This window comes from Neisseria sp. P0007.S010 (assembly GCF_051962875.1).
Classification (GTDB): domain Bacteria; phylum Pseudomonadota; class Gammaproteobacteria; order Burkholderiales; family Neisseriaceae; genus Neisseria; species Neisseria subflava_A.
In genome coordinates this window covers 1-23,482 of sequence record NZ_JBQCUX010000017.1, presented here as the reverse complement: position 1 = coordinate 23,482, position 23,482 = coordinate 1, and the positions used below count along the sequence as shown (strand labels likewise).

Genomic DNA, 23,482 nt, shown 5'->3' with positions numbered 1-23,482 from the left:
AAAAATAAGCCTGACGGTTAACTGCCGTATACGCCGCCCCGAGGCTGAACCGTTTGCCGGTTCGGGTTGACGGGCGGTTTTGTATGGGGGCTGGGAATGAGAGCTTGGGCTAATGGGGGATTTTAGTGGGTAATAACTGAAAACAGCCGAATCCCTGTGCTTGGGTTTCAGCTGTGGAGTACCGAGGGTTATTTTGCAAAGGTATCAGGCCGTCTGAAAACTTGAAAGAATCTGAAAACTTGAAAGAAGCAGCTGTCTGTTAAATGTGCGATAATGCGGAAGATTTCATGGGTGTGGTAGGAACATGGTTGTGATTGTCCGACAGGATAATGTCGGGCAACGATGGAATCGGTTTGCTTGAAACGCCCGCCTGTTGCGGGCTTTTTTATGGGAAGGAATGGTCATGCCTAATCCGCTTTATCGGCAACATATTATTTCAATTTCAGATTTGACGACGGAGCAGCTCGAATTACTGCTTCAGACGGCCTTGAAGTTGAAAAAGCAGCCTCGTGAAGATTTGCTTGAAGGCAAATTGATTGGTTCGTGCTTTTTTGAACCGTCCACTCGTACGCGTTTGTCTTTTGAAACGGCGGTACAGCGTTTGGGTGGGAAAGTTATCGGTTTTTCCGATGGTGCGAATACCAGCGCGAAAAAGGGTGAAACGCTTGCAGATACTGCGAGGATTATTTCCAGCTATACGGATGCGATTATTCAGCGACACCCGAAAGACGGTGCGGCCCGTGTGGCGGCTGAATTTTCGAGCGTACCTGTGATTAATGCCGGCGATGGTACCAACCAACATCCGAGCCAGACGCTTTTGGATTTGGTAACGATTTATGAAACACAAGGCAGTTTAAGCAATTTGAAAATTGCGATGGCCGGCGATTTAAAATATGGCCGTACGGTACATTCATTATGTCAGGCGCTGAAGCGTTGGGGTTGTGAATTTGCGTTTGTTTCCCCTCCTAGCTTGGCGATGCCGGACTATATCACTGAAGAACTGGAAGAGGCCGGGTGTCCTTATCAAATTTTGCCCGGCTTGGAAGAAGCGGTCGAATGGGCGGATATTTTGTACATGACCCGCGTTCAGCGCGAACGTTTTGATGAGCAGGAATTTGCCAAAATCCAGGGTAAATTCAATCTTGATGCGTCAATGTTGGCAAATGCCAAACCCAATTTGCGCGTCTTGCATCCTTTACCGAGGGTAGATGAAATTCATCCGAATGTGGATAAAACACCTCATGCCTATTATTTTGAACAGGCAACCAATGGTGTGTATGCACGGATGGCGATTTTATCTTTGGTATTGAACGAAGAAGTTTAAGGAGCGAAAGATGGAAAACTCAAAACTCAGCGTTGAAGCGATTGAACAAGGTACGGTAATTGACCATATTCCTGCCGGTAAAGGCTTGGCCATTCTAAGGCAATTTAAGCTGCTGCATTATGGCAGCGCGGTTACGGTCGGCTTTAATTTGCCCAGCAAAACGCAGGGAAGCAAAGACATTATCAAAGTCAGCGGCGTATGGTTGGATGCCAATGCGGCTAACCGTTTGGCTTTATTTGCCCCTGAAGCAGTGGTAAACAAAATCGATCAGTTTAAAGTAATCGACAAACAGCATTTGTCATTGCCGGAGGAAATTTCGGAAGTGTTCCGCTGCCCGAATACCAATTGTGCCAGTCATGGCGAGCCGGTCATCAGCCGCTTTTATGTCCGTTCACATAATGGTCAGACGCGTTTGAAATGCCATTATTGCGAAAAAACCTTCTCGCGTGATTCGGTTGCCGAAGCCTGATAAAAATCTCAGGCCGTCTGAAAACACGGCTGTGCGGTTTGAGTTGTCTGCTTGATACATCAGTTTCATAAAAAGCAAGATATTAAGCAAATTGCGTTAAAATTACGTTAAAATAATGCCTTCTGAGTTAATGACATCATTTGCTCAAAAGGCATTATTTTTTATAACACGATACGAAATGTAGGAAAACTTATGCACTCATCCATACAAAGCCGGTTTGCCCCAATTTTATACGTCTTGATTTTCTTTGCCGGATTTTTGGCAGCACAAGTTTGGTTTAATCAGCAAGCCTATTTGACCAACCTTCCCCTTTTGGTCACTACCATTTCTGCCGTTGCATTGGTTTGGTTGATCTGGGCTGTCGTCTCTGCGCGATCTAAAGCAAAAAGCAAGATGTTGCACCGTGAGCAGCTGATTCAAAAAGAAAGCATTCATCCTGTTTTGCATGCGACGTTGCAGCGTTCTGACGGTCAAACAGATTTATTGGTTTTGGTTGTCCGCAATAGCGGTAAGGGCTTGGCGAAGAATGTGCATTTTGAAGTAGAGCCTTTGCCTGATCACTTGCCGAGCAAGCTGGTTGCCGATGCAGTTATGCAGTTGGAAATGTTTTCCGGCGGTGTAGATATGCTGGCATCGGGCGAATTGTATGGTAGCGTGTTTGCAAGTATGTTGGCGCTGGCTGCCGAATTGCCGGACCAGACATTTGGCGGCGTGTTGAAACTGAAGGCCACTTATGAAAATGCCTTTGGCGATCAATGCACTTCTGAAAGCGTCTTGGATTTGGGCATACTGAATTTCAATTTGTTAGAAATTAAATCAAGTGGCGAGCAAAAGCCCCGCAAGAAATTGTTGTATTGATATTCAAAATATGCAGGCCGTCTGAAACCGAAATACTTGGTTTCAGACGGCCTGTTGTTATTTTTCAAATGATTTTTGAAGAAAAAGAGGCGTATCGGGTATAATAATCAAAGAATTCGAAACGGATTGTCAGGATCGGCAAGCCGTCTCATCATCGTCTTATTTCAAAACCTTACTGATATTTTTTCAATAATCTGTTGCTATGTATCGGAACTTTTTCTGATGTTGGCACTGGCGAAATATTCCTTCAGCCATTTACTCTCAGGAAGCTGCTTATGTTAGTGTGTAATCCTTATGAAGTTGTGATCCATGGTACGACCAGCAAAGGCAAGATTTTCCGACCAAGCGACTGGGCGGAGCGCCTGTGCGGTATTTTGTCTTCCTTTACTAAAGACAACCGCCTTTCCTATTCGAATTGGGTGCGCCCGATTTTGGTGGATAATGTCCGTTGTGTAGCGGTCGATAAAAAGTTGGAAGAAGACAATCCGCAAATGTTCCGCTTCTTAATGGACTTTGCGGCGGATAATGATTTGCGCGTGATTGATTGCAAAGCCTTGCTTAAAGAGCAAGAGAGCAAACAGCAGGGCGAAGTGCCGGTCGAGCGCGTTTTGTTGGCGCAGGCGATTGAAGAAAAACATGCCGCCGAGCGTGCGGAAGCGGCCAATGCGCAGTCTGAGCCTCAAGCTGCCGCGCCAGTGGTCGGCGTATTGCGTGAAATTCCGCCGGAAGAAACAGCGACTGCTTTTGCGGCCTTGAGTGTTCTGCGTTCATCGTTGACCGATATTCACCGTTTCGTCGAACAAATCAACGAGCATCAGCGCAAAACCGGCTACCGTCTGCTGGGTATTTTTGAAGAAGGCAAACAAAATGCCGTAGCCGTATGCGGTTTCCATACTGCACATAACTTGGCCAGCGGTTACCATATCCATATTGATGATCTCGTAACCATGCCGCAATGCCGCCAAAAAGGCTATGCTTCTCGCTTGTTGGAAGAAGTACGCAAAATCGGTGCGGAAACAGGGGCAACCAAAATCCATTTGAATGTTCATGTGAACCATGACCGAGCAGATGCTCATCGTCTCTACTTCAAAAACGGATTTGAAATTTGTGCGTACCATTTCCGTTGCGATCCGAAATAATTTTTGTGGAAAGAGAGAAATCAATGTTGAAGATTTTGACCGCGGCTGTTTTGACACTGAGCTTGGCGGCCTGCGCATCAGGCAGCGGAGGCAGCTCGCAAATGTATGGTGAGATTAAGGCCGGTGTAGAAACCAGCCATCAACGTTGAGATATATAATGACAAGGCCGTCTGAAATAGGTTTTCCTGTTTCAGACGGCCTTTTTGCAGCTTGATTAGAGGGTCGTGGAGGTGTCGTCAGCGGCAGCAGTCCGATGCAGGCGATACCAATTGTACAGGCGCAAGATGCACAAGAAAGCGATGATGGGCATGCAGGCTGCGGTAACCAGATAACGCGGGTTGCTGAAGTTTAAAACGTTGTGCCCGGAAAGCAGCGACAAAGCGGCATGCAACCATTCCCACAAAGACGAAATGCTGAATGCCAAAACAGCCAACAGGCCGAGGGTTCGGAAAATACCGATGGGCAGGATTTGTTGGCGCAATACGGCGCGGTTGAGTTGGAACAAAACAATCAAGCCGAAGCCGATAATGCAGACCATGCCGCCGTTGGCGATGATTTGCAGGCTGTTGAAAGCAATGTCGGGCGTAACGGAAATTGTACCGGACTGGTTGGCTGCGGTTTGTTGCAAATTTAAGCCTTGCATGACATTAAGTACGAAACCGTATATCAGGTCGGCCAAAACGATGCCGATAGGCAGAGGAGTCAAAAAACGTTTCATGGATCAGTTGAGTATTCTATTAGTATGAGGGAGGCCGTCTGAAAATCAAAAATGACGACGTGAGAGTGTATTGTATCCGATAGAAAAGTAGGTTAATGCAAAAATAAATTTAGTTTAAGTCAGAAAATGATGTAATTTTACGCCAACATTATTGCATTAAGAGTACAATCTTCTTCATTATCAAACGTGAAATCAACAGGAAAGGACGTTTACATGAGCCAATTGCAACGTGATTTAACCCGTATCAGCCACAATACCAAAATTGTTGCTACACTGGGTCCGGGCAGCAACAATGTACAATTGTTGGAAGACATGATCCGTGTCGGCGGCCTTAATGTCGTCCGTTTCAATTTCAGCCACGGTACGCCGGAGTTTCATGAAGAAAATGCCCGTATCGTACGCGAAGCCGCGAAACGTGCGGGTCAGGAAATCGCCATTCTTGCCGACTTGCAAGGGCCTAAAATCCGCGTCGGCAAAATTGCAGGCGGCAGCATCGAGCTGAATAAGGGTGAAACCTTGATTTTGGATGCCGTACTTGAAGGCGAAGGCACACGCGAAGCGGTTGGCCTGGACTACCGCGATTTGCCAAATGACGTCGTTGCCGGCGATGTTTTGTGGCTGGACGACGGCCTGTTGACTTTGACCGTTGAAGCGGTTGAAGGAAGTAAGATTATTACAAGGGTAGAAAACAGCCATGTGCTGAAAAGTAACAAAGGTATCAATAAACGCGGCGGCGGCCTGTCTGCCGGTGCGTTGACTGAAAAAGACTTTCGTGACCTGAAAACGGCGATTGCCATCGGTTGCGACTACTTGGCCATCAGCTTTGTGAAATCTGCCGAAGATTTGCACATCGCACGCGCCAAAGTCGAAGAAGAAATGAAAGGCAGTACAGCCGTACGTCCCGGTTTGGTTTCCAAAATCGAGCGCGTAGAAGCCATTGAAAATCTGGACGAAATCATCCTTGCCAGCGACGGTATTATGGTTGCTCGCGGCGACTTGGCAGTGGAAGTCGGCCATGCTGCCGTACCTGCCCTGCAAAAACGCATGATCCGACGCGCCCGTGAGTTGCGCCGCTTCAGCATTACCGCAACTCAAATGATGGAATCCATGATTACCAACCCCGTACCGACCCGCGCGGAAGTCAGCGACGTGGCCAACGCGGTATTGGACGGTACCGATGCGGTGATGTGTTCCGCCGAAACCGCCGTCGGCGCGTATCCGTTTGAAACCGTCAGCCAAATGGCGATTATTTGTGCGGCTGCGGAAAAAGAACAAGATTCGCTCAACGGCGTTGCCGAACAGGTCGAGTATCCCGAAGCCGTCAGCACTAACTTGGCGATTGCCGGCGGTGCGGTCAGCGTGGCGCGAGCAGTTCACGCCAAAGCCATCGTTGCCCTGACTGAAAGCGGTTCGACCGCCTTCGAAGTCAGCCGCCACAACATCACCCTGCCGATTTTTGCCCTGACGCCGAGTGTTTCAGCGCAACGCCGCATGGCGATGTACCGCGGCGTGCGTCCGTTGATTTTGGCAACCAGTACCGATCACGATACCGCGCTGAACGAAGTGGAAGCCATGCTGGTAGAACACAAAATCCTCCAAAGCGGCGACCAATACATCATCACCAGCGGTTCGCAAATGCGCGAATCCGGTTCGACCAATACGCTGGAAGTGTTGCAGGTCAAATAATTGCAGTGATCCGATGATTGGAAAAGCAGGCTGTTTTAGCCTGCTTTTTTGTGTAAAAAAAGAAAAGATTAGGCAAAAATAATGATGTAGTATAGAATTGAGTGCCTATACTAAATCAATAAAGGACGTTTCAGACGGCCTTTTTCTTTGTCCGCTACTTTCACGGTAAACCAAAATGATTCATTTCAATCTGAAAAAAACAGCATTTATTTTAAGCGCAGCACTGTTATCTACCGCTGTCCAAGCCTCCGGCTACCACTTCGGCACACAATCCGTTAACGCACAAGGCACGGCCAACGCCGCCGCCGCCGAAGCCGCCGATGCCTCAACTATTTTCTACAACCCGGCCGGTTTGAGCAAAATCGACAGCAGCCAAATTTCCGTCAACGCCAATATTGTTTTCCCAAGCATTCATTATGAGGCGGAATCTGCGAAACACTTCCGCACGGGTGCCGATGTCAGCGGCTCGACCAGCGGCAAAATTACCGAAACCACCGTTGCTCCGCACGTCTATGGCGCGTACAAAGCCAGCGATGATGTGACTTTGGGCTTGGGAGTGTACGTTCCTTTCGGTTCTGCAACAGAATACGAAAAAGATTCCGTATTGCGCCACAACATCAACAAACTGGGTTTGACCACCATCGCCATCGAGCCGGTAGTCGCGTGGAAACTGAATGAGCAGCACGCCGTCGGTGCCGGTTTGATTGCTCAATATTCCAAAGCCGAATTGCGCAAATACTCCGACTGGGATGCTTCCGGCGCCATCAGCCAGTTGGCCAGCGGCTTGGCTTCCCGTCAAGCAGGCCGTCCCGTCGCTGTCGATGCGACCGGCAAAGCTGACGGTCATGCCGATGTAAAAGGTCACGATTGGGGCTTCGGTTATCAACTGGCGTGGATGTGGGACATTAACGAGCGCGCACGCGTGGGTGTGAACTATCGTTCCAAAGTATCGCATACGCTGAAAGGCACTGCCGATTGGGAAGCGGACGGCGCATATGCAAAACGCGCATGGGATTTGGGTGCAATGGCTGCACGCGGTTATGTGCCGAACGAAAAAGCCAGCGTAAAAATCGTAACGCCTGAGTCTTTGTCTGTTCACGGTATGTACCGCGCCACCGACAAAACCAATTTGTTCGGCGATGTGACTTGGACGCGCCACAGCCGCTTCAACAAAGCCGAGCTGGTGTTTGAAAACACCAAAAAAGTTGTCAACGGCCAATCTGACCGTACCGTCATTACGCCTAACTGGCGCAACACTTATAAAGTTGCATTCGGCGGCTCTTACCAAGTTACCGAACCATTGCAACTGCGTGCCGGTATCGCTTTCGACAAATCACCGGTTAAAAGCGCCGAAGACCGCATGAACAGCCTGCCTGACGGCAACCGTATCTGGTTCTCCGTCGGTGCCAAATATCAACTGGGTAAAAACCATGTTATCGATGCGGCGTATAGCCATATCCACATCAATGACACGGTTTACCGCACCGGCAAAGCCAGCGGCAACGACGTAGACAGCCGCGGTGCATCCTCTGCCCGCTTCAAAAATAAAGCGGACATCTTGGGCTTGCAATACACTTACAAATTCAAATAATCGGATTTGAGTTGTGGATAAAAAGGCCGTCTGAAGATTTCAGACGGCCTTTTTGTTGGCAGGAACAGATGGAGCAATCAACAGGTAAAAATAGTGTGTTGGGCTTTTCATATTTCTGCTTGGAATGGCAGAACGGCAAGACAATAGAAAAGGGGAAAGCCGATTACAGGCTGTAGAAATGAGAAGTTGTTTGCGCTTTAAACAACGTGTTATAGATTTTATTTATTCTGATGGGCAGCAATCAAAAGGCCGTCTGAAAAACATGTTTTCAGACGGCCTTTATTTATCGAATCGCTGCTAAAAAAGCTCAATCAGCTGCGGACTTCCAGTTCGATTTCTCTTTCCTGTTCGTCTTCAGCCGGTTTGTCCATGGTTTTTTCATCAGCCATATTGTCCAAATCACGGCCGGGTTCGGAGGCGGTATCGCCGATGGAAACGCTGTTCAGGCTTTCCAAAATAATGGCGGAGGCCAGATGGTCGGATGTGCGGTATACCATTGCCAAGCCGATTTCTTCTGCCGGAATGGAAACCAATTCGACCGTATCTTTGTCTTTCGGCTTGCGAATCAGGTTGTTGGACAGATTGACACGGACTTGGCGACCGCGTTTGTAGAGGCTGACCACAGTGCCTTTGTCCAGGCCGTCGAGTTCGCCTTTATCCAAAGTAATGGTTTGGAACTGGCCGGCTTCGCCCACGCCGTCGAAGATGGAAACGACTTTGGCCTGAATCGGACGGGCAGGGGCGTGAGGCATCACATTGAAGCTGTCGAGGCCTTCTGGCAGTTTCAGCAGATAGTCGTCTTTGCGGATTTCGGAAACCGCTTCTTCGATAACCAAAGGTTGCGCGGACTGGGTGCGCAGCTTCATGGCTTTGTTGACTTGGGTGTAATACTCGTTGCTTTTGAGTTTTTCGTCAGAAGCGCGGGTGCGGTTTTCCAAGGCGGAGTCGGTGTAAGGCAGCGTGTTGGCGATGCCGCTGAACACGACTTCTTGGCCGAGGAATTTGCCGGTTTCCGGGTCGGTGATGTTTTTATTGACGCGGTAGGTCAGGTAGCGGCCGGGTTCGGTCAGGCCGTATGCGTACACGCGGTTGCCTTGCGTGTAGAGGACGCGGTTGTCGGGGCCTGCAATCAGGCGCGGCGTGTTGGCGGTTTCTTCTGGAGCGATAATCTGCGGATGTTTCATGAACATGCGATAGAGATTGACGTTGACGGTCGGAATACCGTAGCCGGAAGTTTCGCGTACGCGCGGATGCAGTTTGATCACGGGAATGCCGTCTGAACGGGTTTGAGTGTGTTCAAAACCCAGTCGCGGCTGGCCGTTGACGTAGCGTAAAACCAACACCTGACCCGGATAGATCAGATGTGGATTGCGGATGGCGTTGCGGTTGGCGCCCCAAAGGCGGTTCCATTGCCATGGGCTGTACAGATATTTGCCGGAAATACCCCACAAGGTATCGCCGTTTTTAACGACGTAGCGTTGCGGCGCATTGGGGCGGATTTTTAAAGAAGCTGCCTGAGTGTGGGCAGAAATAGCCATGCCTGCCATGCAAAGCAGGGTTATAATACGTTGTTGCATAACCGTTCCCCTTGAAATCGATTCGGTTTGTCTTCAGATGATAAACAGAGAAGGCTGGAGTTTGCGAGACTGCCGCCCATTCATCAATACGATAACGAACGGCCTTCGTCGCGCTATCTTAACATTTTTCGGCGTTATTTTAGCATTGAATGTTGCTGTCATGACAGGAGATTGTGGCGGCGGAAACCAAATCTGTATGAAAATCACACATCAGCTTTATAAAACGAGAATATTATGGCTTTACTGAACATCCTCCAATACCCTGACGAACGGTTGCACACGGTCGCCAAACCTGTTGAAAAAATCGATGAGCGCATCCAGACATTGGTTGCCGATATGTTTGAAACCATGTACGAAGCACGCGGTATCGGCTTGGCGGCCACTCAGGTCGACGTACACGAGCGCATCGTCGTGATGGATTTAACCGAAGACCGCAGCGAGCCGCGCGTGTTCATCAATCCCGTCATTGTCGAAAAAGACGGCGAGACGACTTACGAAGAAGGCTGTCTGTCCGTGCCGGGCATTTACGATACCGTAACCCGTGCCGAGCGCGTCAAAGTTGAAGCTTTGAACGAAAAAGGCGAGAAATTCACGCTGGAAGCAGACGGCCTGCTGGCAATCTGCGTGCAGCACGAATTGGACCACCTGATGGGCATCGTGTTTGTCGAACACCTGTCGCAGCTGAAACAAGGCCGCATCAAAACCAAACTGAAAAAACGTCAGAAACACACCATCTGACCTAAGCATCGCTTAAAGGCCGTCTGAAAAGACAAAACAGAAGGCAGACTTCGGTTTTCAATCTTTCAGACGGCCTTTTCAGCTGAAACAGTTTGCCCAACGCGCCCATTCAAACCATTTCCACAAGGACACAACATGAAAGTTATCTTTGCCGGTACACCCGATTTTGCCGCCGCCGCCTTGAAAGCCATCGCCGCCGCAGGTTTTGAAATTCCGCTGGTGTTGACCCAGCCCGACCGCCCAAAAGGCCGCGGCATGCAGTTGACCGCATCGCCGGTCAAACAGGCTGCCTTGGAATTGGGTTTGACCGTGGCGCAGCCGGAAAAGTTGCGCAATAACGCCGAAGCCCTGCAAATGCTCAAAGATACGGGCGCGGATGTGATGGTGGTGGCCGCGTATGGCTTGATTTTGCCGCAGGATGTGTTGGATACGCCCAAATACGGCTGCCTTAATATCCACGCTTCGTTGTTGCCCCGTTGGCGCGGCGCAGCGCCGATTCAACGTGCGATTGAAGCCGGCGATGCCGAAACCGGCGTGTGCATCATGCAGATGGACATCGGCTTGGATACCGGCGATGTGGTCAGCGAACACCGCTACGCCATTCAACCTACGGATACCGCCAACGAAGTGCATGACGCACTGATGGGTTTGGGTGCCGAAGCGATTGTTGCCGACTTACAGCGTCTGCAGGCGGAAGGCCGTCTGAACGCGGTCAAACAGCCTGAAGAAGGCGTTACCTACGCCCAAAAATTAAGCAAAGAAGAAGCGCGTATCGATTGGAACGAAAGCGCGGACATTATCGAACGCAAAATCCGCGCCTTTAACCCTGTACCTGCCGCGTGGGTCGAGTATCAAGGCAAACCGATGAAAATCTGGCGTGCAGAAGTCGTGGTCAAACAGGGTGAGGCAGGCGAAGTGTTGTCTTGCACTTCAGACGGCCTGCTGGTGGCGTGCGGTGAAAATGCGCTGAACATCACCGAATTGCAGCCTTCCGGCAGCAAACGCATGAGCATACAGGCATTTGCGGCAGGTCGGACGATTGAAGTCGGAACGGTTTTGTAACAGTCTGGAAATCAACGTAGAGGAAAGAAGACAATGGCTGTTTTTGAAGTGGTCGAGGGCGATATTACCCGATTGGCAGTCGATGTGATTGTCAATGCCGCCAATTCATCGCTGTTGGGCGGTGGCGGCGTAGACGGTGCAATACACCGCGCCGCGGGCAAAGAGCTGCTGGACGAGTGCCGCACTTTGGGCGGTTGCCGCACAGGCGAAGCCAAAATAACCAAAGGCTACCGTTTGCCTGCACGTTTTGTCATCCACACGGTCGGGCCGGTATGGTTTGGCGGAAAACAAAATGAAGAGGCCAAATTGGCACAATCCTACGCCAATTCCTTGCTGCTTGCCCAGAAACACGATCTCCACAGCATCGCCTTTCCGTGCATCAGCACCGGTGTGTACCGCTTCCCGGCCGAAGCCGCCGCGCGTATCGCTTTGGAGAGTTTGAAACAAACCCTGCCGCGATGTCCGGCAGTGGAAAAAATCATCTTCTGCTGTTTTTCCAAAAAAGATGCCGAATATTATCGGGCATTGCTGGCTGCCGAACAGGCCGTCTGAAATCCGCCGAACACTTGAAATCAAATATAAATCAGAAAGCAAAAATATGAGTATGTCCCTCGCCCAAAAACTGGCCGCCGACAGCGTTGCCGCAGTTGCCGAAGGGCGCAATCTTCAGGATGTTTTGGCGGAAATCCGTGCGGCGCATCCGCAGCTGACGGCGCAGGAACACGGCGCGTTGCAGGATATTGCCTACGGTTGCCAACGTTATTTGGGCAGTTTGAAGCACATGCTTGGTCAAATGCTGAAGAAGCCGATTGACAATCCGCAGCTCGAAAGCCTGCTTTTGGCGGCGATGTACCAACTACATTACACGCGTAATGCCCCTCATGCCGTGGTCAATGAGGCGGTGGAAAGTATTGCCAAAATCGGCCGCGGCCAGTTCCGCTCGTTTGCCAACGCGATTTTGCGCCGCTTTTTACGTGAACGTGACAAACTCGCGGCTTCCTGCAAAAAAGACGATGTGGCGAAACACAATTTGCCTCTGTGGTGGGTGGCTTACTTGAGAAACCATTATCCGAAACATTGGCACAACATTACCACTGCGCTGCAATCTCATCCGCCGATGACTTTGCGCGTCAACCGCCAACACGGCAATGCCGAAAGCTATTTGGAAAAACTGGCTGCGGAAGGTATTGCGGCCAGGGCTTTGGACGAATACGCCGTGATGATGGAAGAAGCCGTGCCGGTAAGCCGCCTGCCCGGTTTTTCAGACGGCCTGGTATCGGTGCAGGATTTTGGTGCGCAACGTGCTGCCTATTTATTGAACCCGAAAGACGGCGAACGCATTCTCGATGCCTGTGCAGCGCCGGGCGGTAAGACGGGTCATATCTTGGAACTGGCAGATTGTCATGTTACCGCTTTGGATATAGATGAGGGCCGTCTGAACAGGGTGAAGAGCAATCTTGACCGTTTAGGCTTTCAAACGGCCTCTTTGACTTGTGCCGATGCGCAGGACTTGACAGCGTGGTATGATGGCAAGGCCTTTGACGCTGTTTTGGCCGATGTGCCGTGTACCGCTTCGGGCGTGGCGCGCCGCAACCCCGACGTCAAATGGCTGCGCCGACCGACCGATGCCGTCAAAACCGCACGCCAACAGGAAGCATTATTAGACGCGCTGTGGCAGACCCTGACGAAAAACGGCAGGATGTTGCTGGCTACCTGCTCGGTCTTTGTCGAAGAAAACGACGGTCAGTTGCAAAAATTCCTTAACCGCCATGCCGATGCCGAGTTGATCGAATCGCATGTGCTTTTACCGAACAAACATCAAGATGGCTTTTATTACGCGCTTATTAAAAAGCAGTAAAACGCTGATTGTACCGCTCTTGCTCGCCGTGTCGTTGAATGCGGCGGGCGAGGGCATCAGTGCGACCCGTGCCGAGGCAAAGCTGACCCATGCCGGACAGCTTTCTGTCAGCAGCCGTTTCCGCACCGACCTGCCCGACCAGCTTAAAGAAGCACTCAAACAGGGCGTCCCCCTGCATTTTAATTTGAGTTGGCAGCTGTCAGCGCCGTCCATGTCGTCTTATAAATTCAAGTTCGACCAGCTGCTCAACAACGACAGCACGATTCAATACAAATTGTCCTTCCATCCGCTGACCAACCGTTATCGCGTTACCGTCGGTACGTTTTCTACCGAGTACGACACGCTTGAAACTGCCTTGCGCGCAGTGGGCGCGGTCGCGAATTGGAAGGTTTTGTCCAAAGGCGCGCTGAGTGATGTGGCCGCCAAAGATACGAAGGCTGAAATCCGCCTGCTGCTGACAACCGCCAAGCTGCCCAAACCGTTCCAAATCAATGCCCTGACGTCTAAAAACTGGCATTTGGATTCCGGTTGGAAGTCCTTGTCGGTTTCGCAGGAGTAAGCCATGCGCCGCTTTCTTCTGATTGCCGCCGTATTTTCCGTTGTTTTGCTATACGGTTTGACTGTTGCAACGGGTAGCAGCAGCGTATTGTCCGATTACTTCTGGTGGATTGTTGCTTTGTGTGGCTTGCTGTTGCTGGTGTTGGCGGCGGTGTTGGTACGCTATGTCGTGCTTTTGATGCGCGACAACAGCAAAAGCGTGTTCGGTTCGCAGATTGCGCGTCGGCTGTCAGGGATGTTTACCTTGGTTGCCGTATTGCCGGGCGTGTTTTTGTTCGGTATTTCCGCCCAGTTTATTAACGGTACGATTAATTCTTGGTTTGGCAACGATACCCATGAGGCTCTAGAGCGCAGCTTAAATTTGAGCAAATCCGCGCTGAACTTGGCGGTGGACAATGCCGTCAGCAACGCCACACCGGTGCAGATCGACTTAATCAGCGCCGCTTCACTGGACGGCAATTTAGGGCAGACGCTGGCAAAATCGGCGCTTACTGCCGACTTTGCCCAGCTGGCGCTTTATAACGCGACTACCCATAAAGCTGAGAAAAGTATCAATCCCCTGAAACTAAATCAACCCGAACTCACCAAAGAAGGATGGGAGCAGCTGGAGCAGACCGGCTCGGTGCGCAGCTTGGAAAACATCGGTGGCGTGCTGTATGCTCAAGGTTGGATGCTGATCGGTACGCATAAAAATCAGGATTATGTGTTGTTTTTCCGTCAGCCGATTCCGAAAGATGTTGCCCAAGATGCGACGTTGATCGAAGCGGCCCGTGCTAAATACGCCGAGCTGAGTTATACCAAAAAAGGCCTGCAAACCTTTTTCCTGTCCACGCTGTTGGTCGCGACATTGTTGGCCATCTTTTTGGCGCTGGTGATGGCTTTGTATTTTGCCCGCCGTTTTGTGGCGCCGGTGTTGTCGTTGGCAGAGGGTGCACGGGCGGTGGCTCAGGGTGATTTCAGCCAGACCCGGCCGGTATTTCGCAATGACGAGTTCGGTCGTTTGACCCAATTGTTCAACCACATGACCGAGCAATTATCGATTGCCAAAGAGGCGGACGAGCGCAACCGTTTGCGCGAAGAAGCCGCCCGCCATTATTTGGAATGCGTGTTGGAAAGTTTGACCACGGGCGTGATTACTTTGGATGCCGATGGCCGTCTGAAAACCTTTAACAAGGCTGCCGAACAGATTTTGGGCGTTTCGCTGGTGTCTTTGTGGGGTAGCAACTGGCATCAATGGCACGGCAAATCGCCGCAGCAAACCCTGTTAGCCGATGTGTTTGCCGCCATCAATGAAACCGCCGACAGCGACAAACCCGTCCAAGTCGAATATGCCGCGCCTGACGATGCCCGAATCTTGTTGGGTAAGGCCACCATTCTGCCGGAAGACAACGATAACGGCGTGGTGATGGTGATTGATGACATTACCGTCTTGATACGGGCGCAAAAAGAGGCCGCATGGGGCGAAGTGGCGAAACGGTTGGCGCACGAAATCCGCAATCCGCTTACGCCTATCCAGCTTTCCGCCGAGAGATTGGCATGGAAATTGCATGATAAACTTGATGAACAAGACGCCCAAATCCTCAGCCGTTCAACCGATACCATCGTCAAACAGGTTGCCGCGCTGAAAGAAATGGTCGAAGCATTCCGCAATTATGCGCGTGCGCCGTCTCTGAATTTAGAAAAACAAGATTTAAACGGTTTGGTGTCGGAAGTATTGGTATTATATGAGGCCGGCGCGTGCAAATTTAATGCACGGCTCAGCGCCGACGCCCTGCCGATTGTTGCCGATACGACGGCGATGCGCCAAGTGTTGCATAACCTATTTAAGAATGCCGCAGAAGCGGCAGAGTCGGACGAAGCGCCGCAAGTAAACGTCGAAACAGGGAGCGAAGGCGGACAGGTTTTCCTGACCGTCTGCAACAACGGTAAAAGTTTCAGCAAAGAAATGCTGCACAATGCTTTCGAACCGTACGTTACCGACAAACCGACAGGAACGGGGCTGGGTTTGCCCGTTGTGAAAAAAATTATTGAGGAGCATGGCGGCCGTATCAGCCTGAGCAATCAGAACAGCGGCGGCGCGTGCGTCAAAATAGCTTTACCGGAAATGGCAGAAACTTATGCGAAGCAGTGATATTTTGATTGTAGATGATGAAGTAGGCATCCGCGACCTGCTCTCCGAAATCCTTCAAGACGAAGGCTATACCGTCACTTTAGCCGAAAATGCCGAAGAAGCGCGCCAATTGCGTTATCAAACGCGTCCGGCCATGGTGTTGCTGGACATTTGGATGCCCGATTGCGACGGCATCACTTTGTTGAAAGAGTGGGCGAAAAACGGCCAACTCAATATGCCTGTTGTTATGATGAGCGGTCATGCCAGCATTGACACCGCGGTTGAAGCCACTAAAATCGGCGCGCTCGATTTTCTGGAAAAACCGATTGCCCTGCAAAAACTCTTGTCTGCGGTAGAACGCGCCTTGAAACATGGCGAAGTTCAGACGGCCTCCGGCATGACTTTGGACAAACTGGGCAACAGCCCGGTTATTCAAGAAATGAACGGCAGCATTGAAGCGGCCGCCAAACACAATCGCCCGCTGTTGTTGGCCGGTGAGGCAGGCTCGCCGTTTGAAATTGTCGCCCGCTATCTGCACAAAAGCGGTACGCCTTGGGTGGCAACCGACCGTGTCGAACACATTGTCGATACGCCGTTGGAGTTGTTGCAAAAAGCATCGGGCGGTATTTTGTATGTCGGCGATATTGCCCGTTACAGCAAAAATATCCAAAACGGCATTGCTTTCTTGCTTGAAAAAGCCGACCGCTACAATGTCCGTGTGATTGCTTCATGCGGCTTTAAACGCGGTGAGAGCGCTGATGACGTCGTTGCCGGCCGACTGGCGGAGCTGTTGAAAGAGTGCATCAATGTTCCTTCTTTGCGCAGCCAACCGGACGATATCGTCTTTTTAATCAACCGCATCATGACCGATTTGGCCGAAAGTCAAAAAATCCAGCCGGTAAAATTCAGCGATAGCGCGTTGGTGGTTTTGCGCCAATACGATTGGCCGGGCAATTACGACCAGCTTGCTGAAACGGTGAAAAACATCATGTTGGAATCGGACGGCAAAGAAGTGAACGAGCAGGCCGTTGCCGTGGCTTTGGGTCAGAAGGAAAACGCGACGGCGACAGAAATCATCGGCGGCTTCAATTTCAATATGCCTTTGCGCGAATTGAGGGAAGAAGTCGAGCGCCGCTACTTTGAGTACCACATCGCCCAAGAAGGCCAAAATATGAGCCGCGTGGCGCAAAAGGTCGGTTTGGAGCGTACACACCTTTACCGCAAACTCAAACAACTCGGTATCAGCGTATCGCGCCGCAGCGCCGACAAATCCGAAGAATAAGCGCAATATCGGTTCAAACACAAAAGAGGCCGTCTGAAAGCCATCAGGTTTTTCAGACGGCATCGTCATTTGACGGTTTGCTTAGACAAGCAATACTTTATAAAAATAATGGTATGGCTCGGCATTGTTATTTTGCCTTTTAAGCCGACAGAATACGAAAGTCGGCAAAACTGCTCAGATTACAACTGAGTCGGAAAAACACTATACATTGATTATGTCTGAATCGATGCACCAAGAATTGAAAAATTATTGTGCTCAACATGGTATTTCTTTGAAAGATTTTGTCATTCAGGCGATTCAAAATGAAATGCAGCAGTAATGGCTAAAACATAAAGATGTAAATATGCTTTAATGTAAAGATGTACTTTTGAAAAGGAGTTATCCAATGTTAGGACATTTTGATTATGAAGTAGCTTTAGAGATTTTAGGCCAAAGTCAGCAGTCTTTAGTTCAGGCTCGCTATGATGAATACAATAAAGAAAACCCAAATCCGGAGCTTTTGAAATTTCTACGTAGCCGTATGGCCGTTGTAGATGAGCTAATGGATAACTTAAAACCTGATGATGAATATCTGATTAGTCGTATATTGGATAAAAATGATGTTCTGAGAAAGTTACTGTGATGGGAAACTAAAGCTTTATATCAATAAAATTTTCAGATGGCCTTGATTTACTTCAGGCCGTCTGAAAAAAACATTACTAAAAGGGAACAGATTGATGACGGAAAACGAGCGTTTTGCTTGGTTGCAACTGGCATTTACGCCCTATATCGGCGCAGAAAGTTTTTTGGTGCTGTTGCAGCAATTCGGTAGCGCACAAGCTGCCTTGAATGCGCCGGCAGATAGAATTGCCGCGTTGGTACGCCATAAACAGGCAGCCGAATCGTGGCGCAATGAGGACAAACGGGCTTTGGCGCAGCGGTCTGCCGAAGCCGCTTTACAATGGGAAACGCAGGACGGTTGCCGTTTGTTGCTGCTGCAAGATGATGATTTCCCCGAAATGCTGACACAAGGCATTACCGCGCCGCCGGTTTTGTTTTTACGCGGTAATGCAGAGTTGTTGCACACACCTTCTGCCGCGATTGTCGGCAGCCGCCATGCCACGCCGCAGGCAATGCGGATTGCCAAAGATTTCGGCAGGGCATTGAGTGAAAAAGGCATTCCCGTCGTATCGGGTATGGCTTCGGGTATCGATACCGCCGCCCATCAAGGCGCATTGCAGGCAGATGGCGGTACCATTGCCGTCTGGGGAACCGGTATAGACCGCATTTATCCGCCGTCCAATAAAAACCTTGCTTATGAAATTGCTGAAAAAGGATTGATTGTCAGCGAGTTCCCTTTGGACACGCGTCCGTTTGCAGGCAACTTTCCGCGCCGCAACCGTCTGATTGCCGCGTTATCGCAGCTGACCTTGGTGGTTGAAGCGGCATTGGAATCCGGCTCATTGATTACCGCCAAGTTGGCGGCGGAGATGGGGCGCGAAGTGATGGCGGTGCCCGGTTCGATAGACAATCCGCACAGCAAAGGCTGTCACAAGCTGATTAAAGACGGGGCAAAACTGGTGGAATGTCTGGACGATATTCTCCATGAGTGTCCGCAGCTATTGCAAAATACGCCTGTTCCATCATATTCTATAAATAAGACGGTAAAACTGAAAAACGATCAAACCGAACGGCTGCAACAAAAAACAATAGCGGATGAACCGCAAAGGCCGTCTGAAAACCTATCTGCCGCCCCATCAACAAGCGCTTTATTGGAAGCAATGGGTTACGACCCGATACACCCCGATATTTTGGCGCAACAAACCAATACGGCAGCGGCAGACGTGTACGCACAGCTTTTGGAATACGAACTTGACGGTATTGTTGCCGCCTTACCGGGCGGCCGTTATCAGCGTGTCAAAGCATAAATTATCTATATTTAAGGAACCAGCATGACCGAAGTCATTGCCTATTTAATCGAACACTTCCAAGATTTCGACAATTGTCCGCCTCCGGAGGATTTGGGTCGCCTCTTGGAAGATGCGGGTTTTGATGCTACGGAAATCGGCAATACATTGATGATGATGGAAGTCTTGTTCAATACGTCCGAATTCTATGCCGAGCCGTTTAACAGCGACTCCCTGCGCGTATTCTGCCGTGAAGAAGCTGAAAACCTGCCGCAGGAAGTCATGGGCTTGATGCAGTATTTGGTTGCCGAGCACGCAATTACTTATGAGCAACGCGAAATCGTCATTCACGCCCTGATGCACATTCCATCGGACGAAATCACCCTCGATACCGCCAAAGTGTTGGTATTGCTGGTGTTATGGATGCACAAGAGCGAGCTATCCGTCCTGATAGGCGACGACTTGATGAGTGCGTTGACCGGACAAAACGTGATGCACTAAAACCTTGTTTCAGACGGCCTTAATAATAAAGGCCGTCTGAAACATAAATCCAATACATCCAAAAGAGAACAACAATGGCGAAAAACCTATTAATCGTCGAATCCCCGTCCAAAGCCAAAACCCTGAAAAAATATCTGGGAGGTGATTTTGAAATCTTGGCGTCTTACGGTCATGTCCGCGACTTGGTACCCAAAAGCGGAGCAGTAGATCCCGACAACGGCTTTGCCATGAAGTACCAGCTGATCAGCCGCAACAGCAAACACGTCGATGCCATCGTCGCCGGTGCCAAAGAAGCCGAAAACATCTACCTCGCAACCGACCCGGATAGGGAAGGCGAAGCCATCTCATGGCATCTTTATGAAATCCTCAAATCCAAACGCGGCCTGAAAAACATCAAGCCGCAGCGTGTCGTGTTCCACGAAATCACCAAAAACGCCGTGCTCGACGCCGTCGCCAATCCGCGCGAAATCGAAATGGACTTGGTCGATGCGCAACAAGCCCGCCGAGCTTTGGACTATTTGGTCGGTTTCAACCTCTCGCCATTGTTGTGGAAAAAAATCCGACGCGGTTTGAGCGCAGGCCGTGTACAAAGTCCCGCTTTGCGCCTGATTTGCGAGCGCGAAAATGAAATCCGCGCGTTTGAAGCGCAGGAATATTGGACGGTACATCTCGACAGCCACAAAGGCCGCAGCAAGTTTACCGCCAAACTCGCCCAATACAACGGCGCGAAACTCGAACAATTCGACCTGCCGAACGAAGCCGCGCAAGCCGACGTATTGAAAGAACTCGAAGGCAAAGAGGCCGTCGTTACCGCCATTGAAAAGAAAAAGCGCAGCCGCAATCCCGCCGCGCCGTTCACCACATCTACCATGCAGCAGGATGCCGTGCGCAAACTCGGCTTCACCACCGACCGCACCATGCGTACCGCTCAGCAACTTTATGAAGGTATAGACGTAGGGCAGGGCGCCATCGGTCTGATTACCTATATGCGTACCGACAGCGTGAATTTGGCCGATGAAGCGTTAACCGAAATCCGCCATTACATCGAAAACAAAATCGGCAAAGAATATCTGCCAAGTTCGGCCAAGCAGTACAAAACCAAATCCAAAAACGCCCAAGAAGCGCACGAAGCCATCCGTCCGACTTCCGTGTACCGCACGCCCGAAAGCGTCAAACCCTTCCTGAGCGCAGACCAGTTCAAACTCTATCAAATGATTTGGCAGCGCACCGTCGCCTGTCAGATGACGCCCGCCAAATTCGACCAAACCACCGTCGATATTACCGTTGGTAAGGGCGTATTCCGCGTAACCGGACAAGTGCAGACTTTCGCAGGCTTTTTGAGCGTGTATGAAGAAAGCAGCGATGACGAAGAGAGCGAAGACAGCAAAAAACTGCCCGAAATGAGCGAAGGCGACAAACTGCCTGTAGACAAACTTTACGGCGAACAACACTTTACCACTCCGCCGCCGCGCTACAACGAAGCCACGCTGGTTAAAGCCCTCGAAGAATACGGCATTGGCCGTCCCTCCACCTACGCCAGTATTATTTCCACGCTCAAAGACCGCGAATACGTTACCCTTGAGCAAAAACGCTTCATGCCCACCGACACAGGCGACATCGTCAATAAATTCCTGACCGAACACTTCGCCCAATACGTCGATTACCACTTTACCGCCAAACTCGAAGACCAGCTTGACGAGATTGCCAATGGCAAACGCCAATGGATTCCCGTGATGGATAAATTCTGGAAACCATTTATCAAACAAGTGGAAGAAAAAGAAGGTATCGAACGTGCCAAATTCACCACGCAGGAACTCGACGAAACCTGCCCCAAATGCGGCGAACACAAACTGCAAATCAAGTTTGGCAAAATGGGCCGTTTCGTCGCCTGCGCTGGTTATCCAGAGTGCAGCTACACGCGCAACGTCAACGAAACCGCCGAAGAGGCCGCCGAGCGCATCGCCAAAGCTGAAGCAGAACAAGCCGAACTCGACGGGCGCGAATGCCCCAAATGTGGCGGACGGTTGTTGTACAAATACAGCCGCACCGGCAGCAAATTCATCGGCTGCGCCAACTACCCCAAATGCAAACACGTCGAGCCGCTGGAAAAACCCAAAGACACCGGCGTCCAGTGCCCACAATGCAAAAAAGGCAACCTCGTCGAGCGCAAATCCCGCTACGGCAAACTGTTTTACAGTTGCAGCACTTATCCGGATTGCAACTACGCGACATGGAACCCACCCATTGCAGAAACCTGTCCAAAATGCGCGTGGCCGGTTTTGACCATCAAAACCACCAAACGCTGGGGCGTGGAAAAAGTCTGCCCGCAAAAAGAATGCGGCTGGAAAGAACAGATTGAACCGCCTGCGCCAAAAGAGTAATTGGTTAAAGCTTGGATACAAAAAGGCCGTCTGAAAAATGATTTTCAGACGGCCTTTTTGTATTGTAAAGGATAGAAGGGAATACGGTTTGATAGCAGTTTCACTATATAATTGAGGCCGTCTGAAAAATCGGCATCTTTTTAAGAATTATGGCAAACAACAAACATTCCAAACACACCAATCAAGTACGCATTATTGGCGGACAATGTAGAGGACGAAAGTTAACATTTTTATCTGCAGATGGTCTGCGTCCGACGCCTGACAGCGTGCGTGAAAAACTGTTTAACTGGCTGGGTCAGGATTTAACCGGTAAAACAGTATTGGATTTATTCAGCGGCAGTGGTGCTTTGGGAATGGAGGCTGCTTCTCGTAATGCAACAAAAGTGGTAATGGTCGACAACCACCGCCAAACTGTTCAAACGCTTCAGAAAAATATCCGTGAATTAGGTTTGAAACAGGCGAAAATCGAGTGTTCAGACGGCATGGCTTATCTGGCAATGCCGTCTGAAAAATTTGATGTTGTGTTCCTTGATCCGCCGTTTGCATGGGAAGATTGGCAAAATCTGTTTATCCGATTGCAAAGCCACTTGAAAAATGGGGCAATGGTCTATATTGAAGCAGGGAAGCTGCCTGAAAAACCGGATTGGCTGGAAATTTATCGGGAAGGAAAGGCGGGAATGAGTAGGTTTGAATTGTTGCTCTATTTGCAAGTTGCTGAATAGTATGGAATTTGAGAATCATTCCCAAGGTGTAAAACATTCTTTCAAACGGATTGTTCCGACGTCATTTGTGCTATAATCCGCGCCCAATCGGTTTTGATAATTTAAGAAAAAAGGAAATAGAAATGTCGCTCTTTATTACAGATGAGTGCATTAACTGCGATGTGTGCGAACCGGAATGCCCTAATGATGCCATTTCGCAAGGTGAAGAAATTTACGAAATCAATCCAAATTTGTGTACGCAATGTGTAGGCCATTACGATGAGCCTCAGTGCCAACAGGTATGTCCTGTCGACTGTATCTTGATCGATGAAGAGCATCCTGAAACGCACGAAGAACTGATGGCTAAGTACGAAAAAATCATTCAGTTTAAATAAATAGTGTTTAAAAGCAAAAACTTGGATGTTTTTAAAGAAATAAATGAAAAAAAATCTTGACGGAAATCTGAGTTGCCAATAAACTAGCGTTCTCTTTTGGAGGGATTCCCGAGCGGTCAAAGGGGGCAGACTGTAAATCTGTTGCGCGAGCTTCGAAGGTTCGAATCCTTCTCCCTCCACCAAAAATTCTTACTTGGAGCAAAAAGTGAGTATGCGGGTGTAGCTCAATGGTAGAGCAGAAGCCTTCCAAGCTTACGGTGAGGGTTCGATTCCCTTCACCCGCTCCAAACAATTTCGCCCATGTAGCTCAGGGGTAGAGCACTCCCTTGGTAAGGGAGAGGTCGGCAGTTCAAATCTGCCCATGGGCACCATCTCATTATTACCCTTTATTTTCAAAAAGCTTAGATTATAGGATATTGCCATGGCTAAGGAAAAATTTGAACGTAGCAAACCGCACGTAAACGTTGGCACCATCGGTCACGTTGACCATGGTAAAACCACTCTGACTGCTGCTTTGACTACTATTTTGGCTAAAAAATTCGGTGGCGCTGCAAAAGCTTACGACCAAATTGACAACGCTCCTGAAGAAAAAGCTCGTGGTATTACCATTAATACCTCACACGTAGAATACGAAACTGAAACCCGCCA

General features: G+C 49.9%; 22 protein-coding genes, 3 tRNA genes and 2 pseudogenes. 25 read left to right on the top strand and 2 right to left on the bottom strand.

The genetic code is table 11. The annotated features are described in order from the left end of the window. Window positions 1–403 precede the first annotated feature (403 nt). From pyrB to ACTHR7_RS10265, 5 genes are all read left to right on the top strand, one after another. Window positions 404–1,324: an aspartate carbamoyltransferase gene (gene pyrB, locus ACTHR7_RS10285; protein ID WP_049322220.1), complete on the top strand. Its 921-nt coding sequence runs from the start codon at window positions 404–406 to the stop codon at window positions 1,322–1,324. A 10-nt stretch (window positions 1,325–1,334) separates the two neighbouring features. Beyond that, window positions 1,335–1,793: an aspartate carbamoyltransferase regulatory subunit gene (gene pyrI / locus ACTHR7_RS10280; RefSeq protein ID WP_070813707.1), complete on the top strand. Its 459-nt coding sequence runs from the start codon at window positions 1,335–1,337 to the stop codon at window positions 1,791–1,793. Window positions 1,794–1,985: 192 nt separating this feature from the next. Further along, a complete protein-coding gene (locus tag ACTHR7_RS10275) occupies window positions 1,986–2,651 on the top strand; it encodes a hypothetical protein (protein WP_107867965.1) in 666 nt (221 codons plus the stop codon). Window positions 2,652–2,926: 275 nt separating this feature from the next. Then, window positions 2,927–3,790 (top strand): GNAT family N-acetyltransferase, encoded by an 864-nt coding sequence (locus ACTHR7_RS10270; protein ID WP_107867964.1) that lies wholly within the window; start codon window positions 2,927–2,929, stop codon window positions 3,788–3,790. 23 nt (window positions 3,791–3,813) lie between these two features. Next, complete coding sequence (locus tag ACTHR7_RS10265) at window positions 3,814–3,939, top strand: hypothetical protein (RefSeq protein WP_003684698.1); 126 nt, start codon at window positions 3,814–3,816, stop codon at window positions 3,937–3,939. Between the two features lie 65 nt (window positions 3,940–4,004). On the opposite strand, the gene ACTHR7_RS10260 is transcribed toward ACTHR7_RS10265, so the two are convergent. After that, entirely contained in the window at window positions 4,005–4,508 is a 504-nt protein-coding gene (locus ACTHR7_RS10260) for a hypothetical protein (RefSeq protein ID WP_293205265.1), read from the bottom strand. Window positions 4,509–4,721: 213 nt separating this feature from the next. Here ACTHR7_RS10260 and pyk point away from each other — a divergent pair, with 213 nt between their 5' ends. Both pyk and ACTHR7_RS10250 read left to right on the top strand, forming a co-directional pair. Continuing rightward, entirely contained in the window at window positions 4,722–6,194 is a 1,473-nt protein-coding gene (gene pyk, locus ACTHR7_RS10255) for a pyruvate kinase (RefSeq protein WP_293205262.1), read from the top strand. A gap of 175 nt (window positions 6,195–6,369) precedes the next feature. Next, window positions 6,370–7,785: an OmpP1/FadL family transporter gene (locus ACTHR7_RS10250; RefSeq protein ID WP_070583274.1), complete on the top strand. Its 1,416-nt coding sequence runs from the start codon at window positions 6,370–6,372 to the stop codon at window positions 7,783–7,785. Between the two features lie 311 nt (window positions 7,786–8,096). On the opposite strand, the gene ACTHR7_RS10245 is transcribed toward ACTHR7_RS10250, so the two are convergent. Further along, window positions 8,097–9,362 carry a LysM peptidoglycan-binding domain-containing protein gene (locus ACTHR7_RS10245; RefSeq protein ID WP_440370764.1) on the bottom strand — a complete coding sequence of 422 codons (1,266 nt, stop codon included), beginning with the start codon at window positions 9,360–9,362 and terminating at the stop codon, window positions 8,097–8,099. A 234-nt stretch (window positions 9,363–9,596) separates the two neighbouring features. Between ACTHR7_RS10245 and def the strand changes: the two genes are divergently transcribed. The 18 genes and pseudogenes from def to ACTHR7_RS10155 all read left to right on the top strand — a co-directional run. Further along, window positions 9,597–10,100 (top strand): peptide deformylase, encoded by a 504-nt coding sequence (gene def / locus ACTHR7_RS10240; RefSeq protein ID WP_003678675.1) that lies wholly within the window; start codon window positions 9,597–9,599, stop codon window positions 10,098–10,100. A 135-nt stretch (window positions 10,101–10,235) separates the two neighbouring features. Continuing rightward, window positions 10,236–11,162: a methionyl-tRNA formyltransferase gene (fmt, locus tag ACTHR7_RS10235; protein WP_070461191.1), complete on the top strand. Its 927-nt coding sequence runs from the start codon at window positions 10,236–10,238 to the stop codon at window positions 11,160–11,162. 33 nt (window positions 11,163–11,195) lie between these two features. Continuing rightward, window positions 11,196–11,714 carry an O-acetyl-ADP-ribose deacetylase gene (locus tag ACTHR7_RS10230; protein ID WP_070461194.1) on the top strand — a complete coding sequence of 173 codons (519 nt, stop codon included), beginning with the start codon at window positions 11,196–11,198 and terminating at the stop codon, window positions 11,712–11,714. 46 nt (window positions 11,715–11,760) lie between these two features. Continuing rightward, window positions 11,761–13,020: a 16S rRNA (cytosine(967)-C(5))-methyltransferase RsmB gene (gene rsmB / locus ACTHR7_RS10225; RefSeq protein WP_070461197.1), complete on the top strand. Its 1,260-nt coding sequence runs from the start codon at window positions 11,761–11,763 to the stop codon at window positions 13,018–13,020. Further along, the gene (locus ACTHR7_RS10220) at window positions 12,986–13,579 is read left to right on the top strand and encodes a DUF4390 domain-containing protein (protein WP_107769527.1); all 594 of its coding nucleotides are present in this window, start codon (window positions 12,986–12,988) and stop codon (window positions 13,577–13,579) included. Before rsmB ends, ACTHR7_RS10220 begins: the two co-directional genes overlap by 35 nt. A gap of 3 nt (window positions 13,580–13,582) precedes the next feature. Continuing rightward, window positions 13,583–15,709 carry an ATP-binding protein gene (locus ACTHR7_RS10215; protein WP_440370763.1) on the top strand — a complete coding sequence of 709 codons (2,127 nt, stop codon included), beginning with the start codon at window positions 13,583–13,585 and terminating at the stop codon, window positions 15,707–15,709. After that, on the top strand, window positions 15,696–16,970 hold the full coding sequence (locus tag ACTHR7_RS10210; RefSeq protein ID WP_440370762.1) for a sigma-54-dependent transcriptional regulator: 1,275 nt from the start codon (window positions 15,696–15,698) through the stop codon (window positions 16,968–16,970). Before ACTHR7_RS10215 ends, ACTHR7_RS10210 begins: the two co-directional genes overlap by 14 nt. A gap of 385 nt (window positions 16,971–17,355) precedes the next feature. Then, the gene (locus ACTHR7_RS10205; protein ID WP_107867955.1) at window positions 17,356–17,592 is read left to right on the top strand and encodes an antitoxin; all 237 of its coding nucleotides are present in this window, start codon (window positions 17,356–17,358) and stop codon (window positions 17,590–17,592) included. A gap of 94 nt (window positions 17,593–17,686) precedes the next feature. Next, a pseudogene (gene dprA, locus ACTHR7_RS10200) lies at window positions 17,687–18,617 on the top strand (DNA-processing protein DprA); the annotation flags it as partial. 104 nt (window positions 18,618–18,721) lie between these two features. Next, window positions 18,722–18,877, top strand: a pseudogene (locus ACTHR7_RS10195) (DNA-processing protein DprA); the annotation flags it as partial. A gap of 24 nt (window positions 18,878–18,901) precedes the next feature. After that, the gene (locus tag ACTHR7_RS10190; protein ID WP_070461207.1) at window positions 18,902–19,357 is read left to right on the top strand and encodes a DUF494 family protein; all 456 of its coding nucleotides are present in this window, start codon (window positions 18,902–18,904) and stop codon (window positions 19,355–19,357) included. Window positions 19,358–19,431: 74 nt separating this feature from the next. Next, window positions 19,432–21,738: a type I DNA topoisomerase gene (gene topA, locus ACTHR7_RS10185; protein WP_070461208.1), complete on the top strand. Its 2,307-nt coding sequence runs from the start codon at window positions 19,432–19,434 to the stop codon at window positions 21,736–21,738. A gap of 149 nt (window positions 21,739–21,887) precedes the next feature. After that, entirely contained in the window at window positions 21,888–22,460 is a 573-nt protein-coding gene (rsmD, locus tag ACTHR7_RS10180; protein WP_070645685.1) for a 16S rRNA (guanine(966)-N(2))-methyltransferase RsmD, read from the top strand. Between the two features lie 122 nt (window positions 22,461–22,582). Continuing rightward, entirely contained in the window at window positions 22,583–22,834 is a 252-nt protein-coding gene (locus ACTHR7_RS10175) for a YfhL family 4Fe-4S dicluster ferredoxin (protein WP_003679513.1), read from the top strand. Between the two features lie 98 nt (window positions 22,835–22,932). Beyond that, window positions 22,933–23,016 (top strand) — tRNA-Tyr (locus ACTHR7_RS10170). Window positions 23,017–23,047: 31 nt separating this feature from the next. Beyond that, a tRNA-Gly gene (locus ACTHR7_RS10165) sits at window positions 23,048–23,121 on the top strand. Window positions 23,122–23,130: 9 nt separating this feature from the next. Further along, a tRNA-Thr gene (locus ACTHR7_RS10160) sits at window positions 23,131–23,205 on the top strand. A 50-nt stretch (window positions 23,206–23,255) separates the two neighbouring features. Then, the coding region (locus ACTHR7_RS10155; RefSeq protein WP_002221837.1) for a GTP-binding protein at window positions 23,256–23,482 on the top strand (227 nt) is incomplete at its 3' end.

Excerpts from the sequence above, each read along its gene's own strand:
- ACTHR7_RS10250 (WP_070583274.1), top strand. The coding sequence starts at position 6,370 with ATGATTCATTTCAATCTGAAAAAAACAGCATTTATTTTAAGCGCAGCA.
- pyrI (WP_070813707.1), top strand. The coding sequence starts at position 1,335 with ATGGAAAACTCAAAACTCAGCGTTGAAGCGATTGAACAAGGTACGGTA.
- ACTHR7_RS10215 (WP_440370763.1), top strand. The coding sequence starts at position 13,583 with ATGCGCCGCTTTCTTCTGATTGCCGCCGTATTTTCCGTTGTTTTGCTA.
- ACTHR7_RS10205 (WP_107867955.1), top strand. The coding sequence starts at position 17,356 with ATGTTAGGACATTTTGATTATGAAGTAGCTTTAGAGATTTTAGGCCAA.
- pyk (WP_293205262.1), top strand. The coding sequence starts at position 4,722 with ATGAGCCAATTGCAACGTGATTTAACCCGTATCAGCCACAATACCAAA.
- ACTHR7_RS10275 (WP_107867965.1), top strand. The coding sequence starts at position 1,986 with ATGCACTCATCCATACAAAGCCGGTTTGCCCCAATTTTATACGTCTTG.
- ACTHR7_RS10210 (WP_440370762.1), top strand. The coding sequence starts at position 15,696 with ATGCGAAGCAGTGATATTTTGATTGTAGATGATGAAGTAGGCATCCGC.
- topA (WP_070461208.1), top strand. The coding sequence starts at position 19,432 with ATGGCGAAAAACCTATTAATCGTCGAATCCCCGTCCAAAGCCAAAACC.
- fmt (WP_070461191.1), top strand. The coding sequence starts at position 10,236 with ATGAAAGTTATCTTTGCCGGTACACCCGATTTTGCCGCCGCCGCCTTG.
- rsmB (WP_070461197.1), top strand. The coding sequence starts at position 11,761 with ATGAGTATGTCCCTCGCCCAAAAACTGGCCGCCGACAGCGTTGCCGCA.
- ACTHR7_RS10175 (WP_003679513.1), top strand. The coding sequence starts at position 22,583 with ATGTCGCTCTTTATTACAGATGAGTGCATTAACTGCGATGTGTGCGAA.
- ACTHR7_RS10265 (WP_003684698.1), top strand. The coding sequence starts at position 3,814 with ATGTTGAAGATTTTGACCGCGGCTGTTTTGACACTGAGCTTGGCGGCC.
- ACTHR7_RS10270 (WP_107867964.1), top strand. The coding sequence starts at position 2,927 with ATGTTAGTGTGTAATCCTTATGAAGTTGTGATCCATGGTACGACCAGC.
- def (WP_003678675.1), top strand. The coding sequence starts at position 9,597 with ATGGCTTTACTGAACATCCTCCAATACCCTGACGAACGGTTGCACACG.
- rsmD (WP_070645685.1), top strand. The coding sequence starts at position 21,888 with ATGGCAAACAACAAACATTCCAAACACACCAATCAAGTACGCATTATT.
- ACTHR7_RS10220 (WP_107769527.1), top strand. The coding sequence starts at position 12,986 with ATGGCTTTTATTACGCGCTTATTAAAAAGCAGTAAAACGCTGATTGTA.
- ACTHR7_RS10260 (WP_293205265.1), bottom strand. The coding sequence starts at position 4,508 with ATGAAACGTTTTTTGACTCCTCTGCCTATCGGCATCGTTTTGGCCGAC.
- ACTHR7_RS10190 (WP_070461207.1), top strand. The coding sequence starts at position 18,902 with ATGACCGAAGTCATTGCCTATTTAATCGAACACTTCCAAGATTTCGAC.
- pyrB (WP_049322220.1), top strand. The coding sequence starts at position 404 with ATGCCTAATCCGCTTTATCGGCAACATATTATTTCAATTTCAGATTTG.
- ACTHR7_RS10230 (WP_070461194.1), top strand. The coding sequence starts at position 11,196 with ATGGCTGTTTTTGAAGTGGTCGAGGGCGATATTACCCGATTGGCAGTC.
- ACTHR7_RS10245 (WP_440370764.1), bottom strand. The coding sequence starts at position 9,362 with ATGCAACAACGTATTATAACCCTGCTTTGCATGGCAGGCATGGCTATT.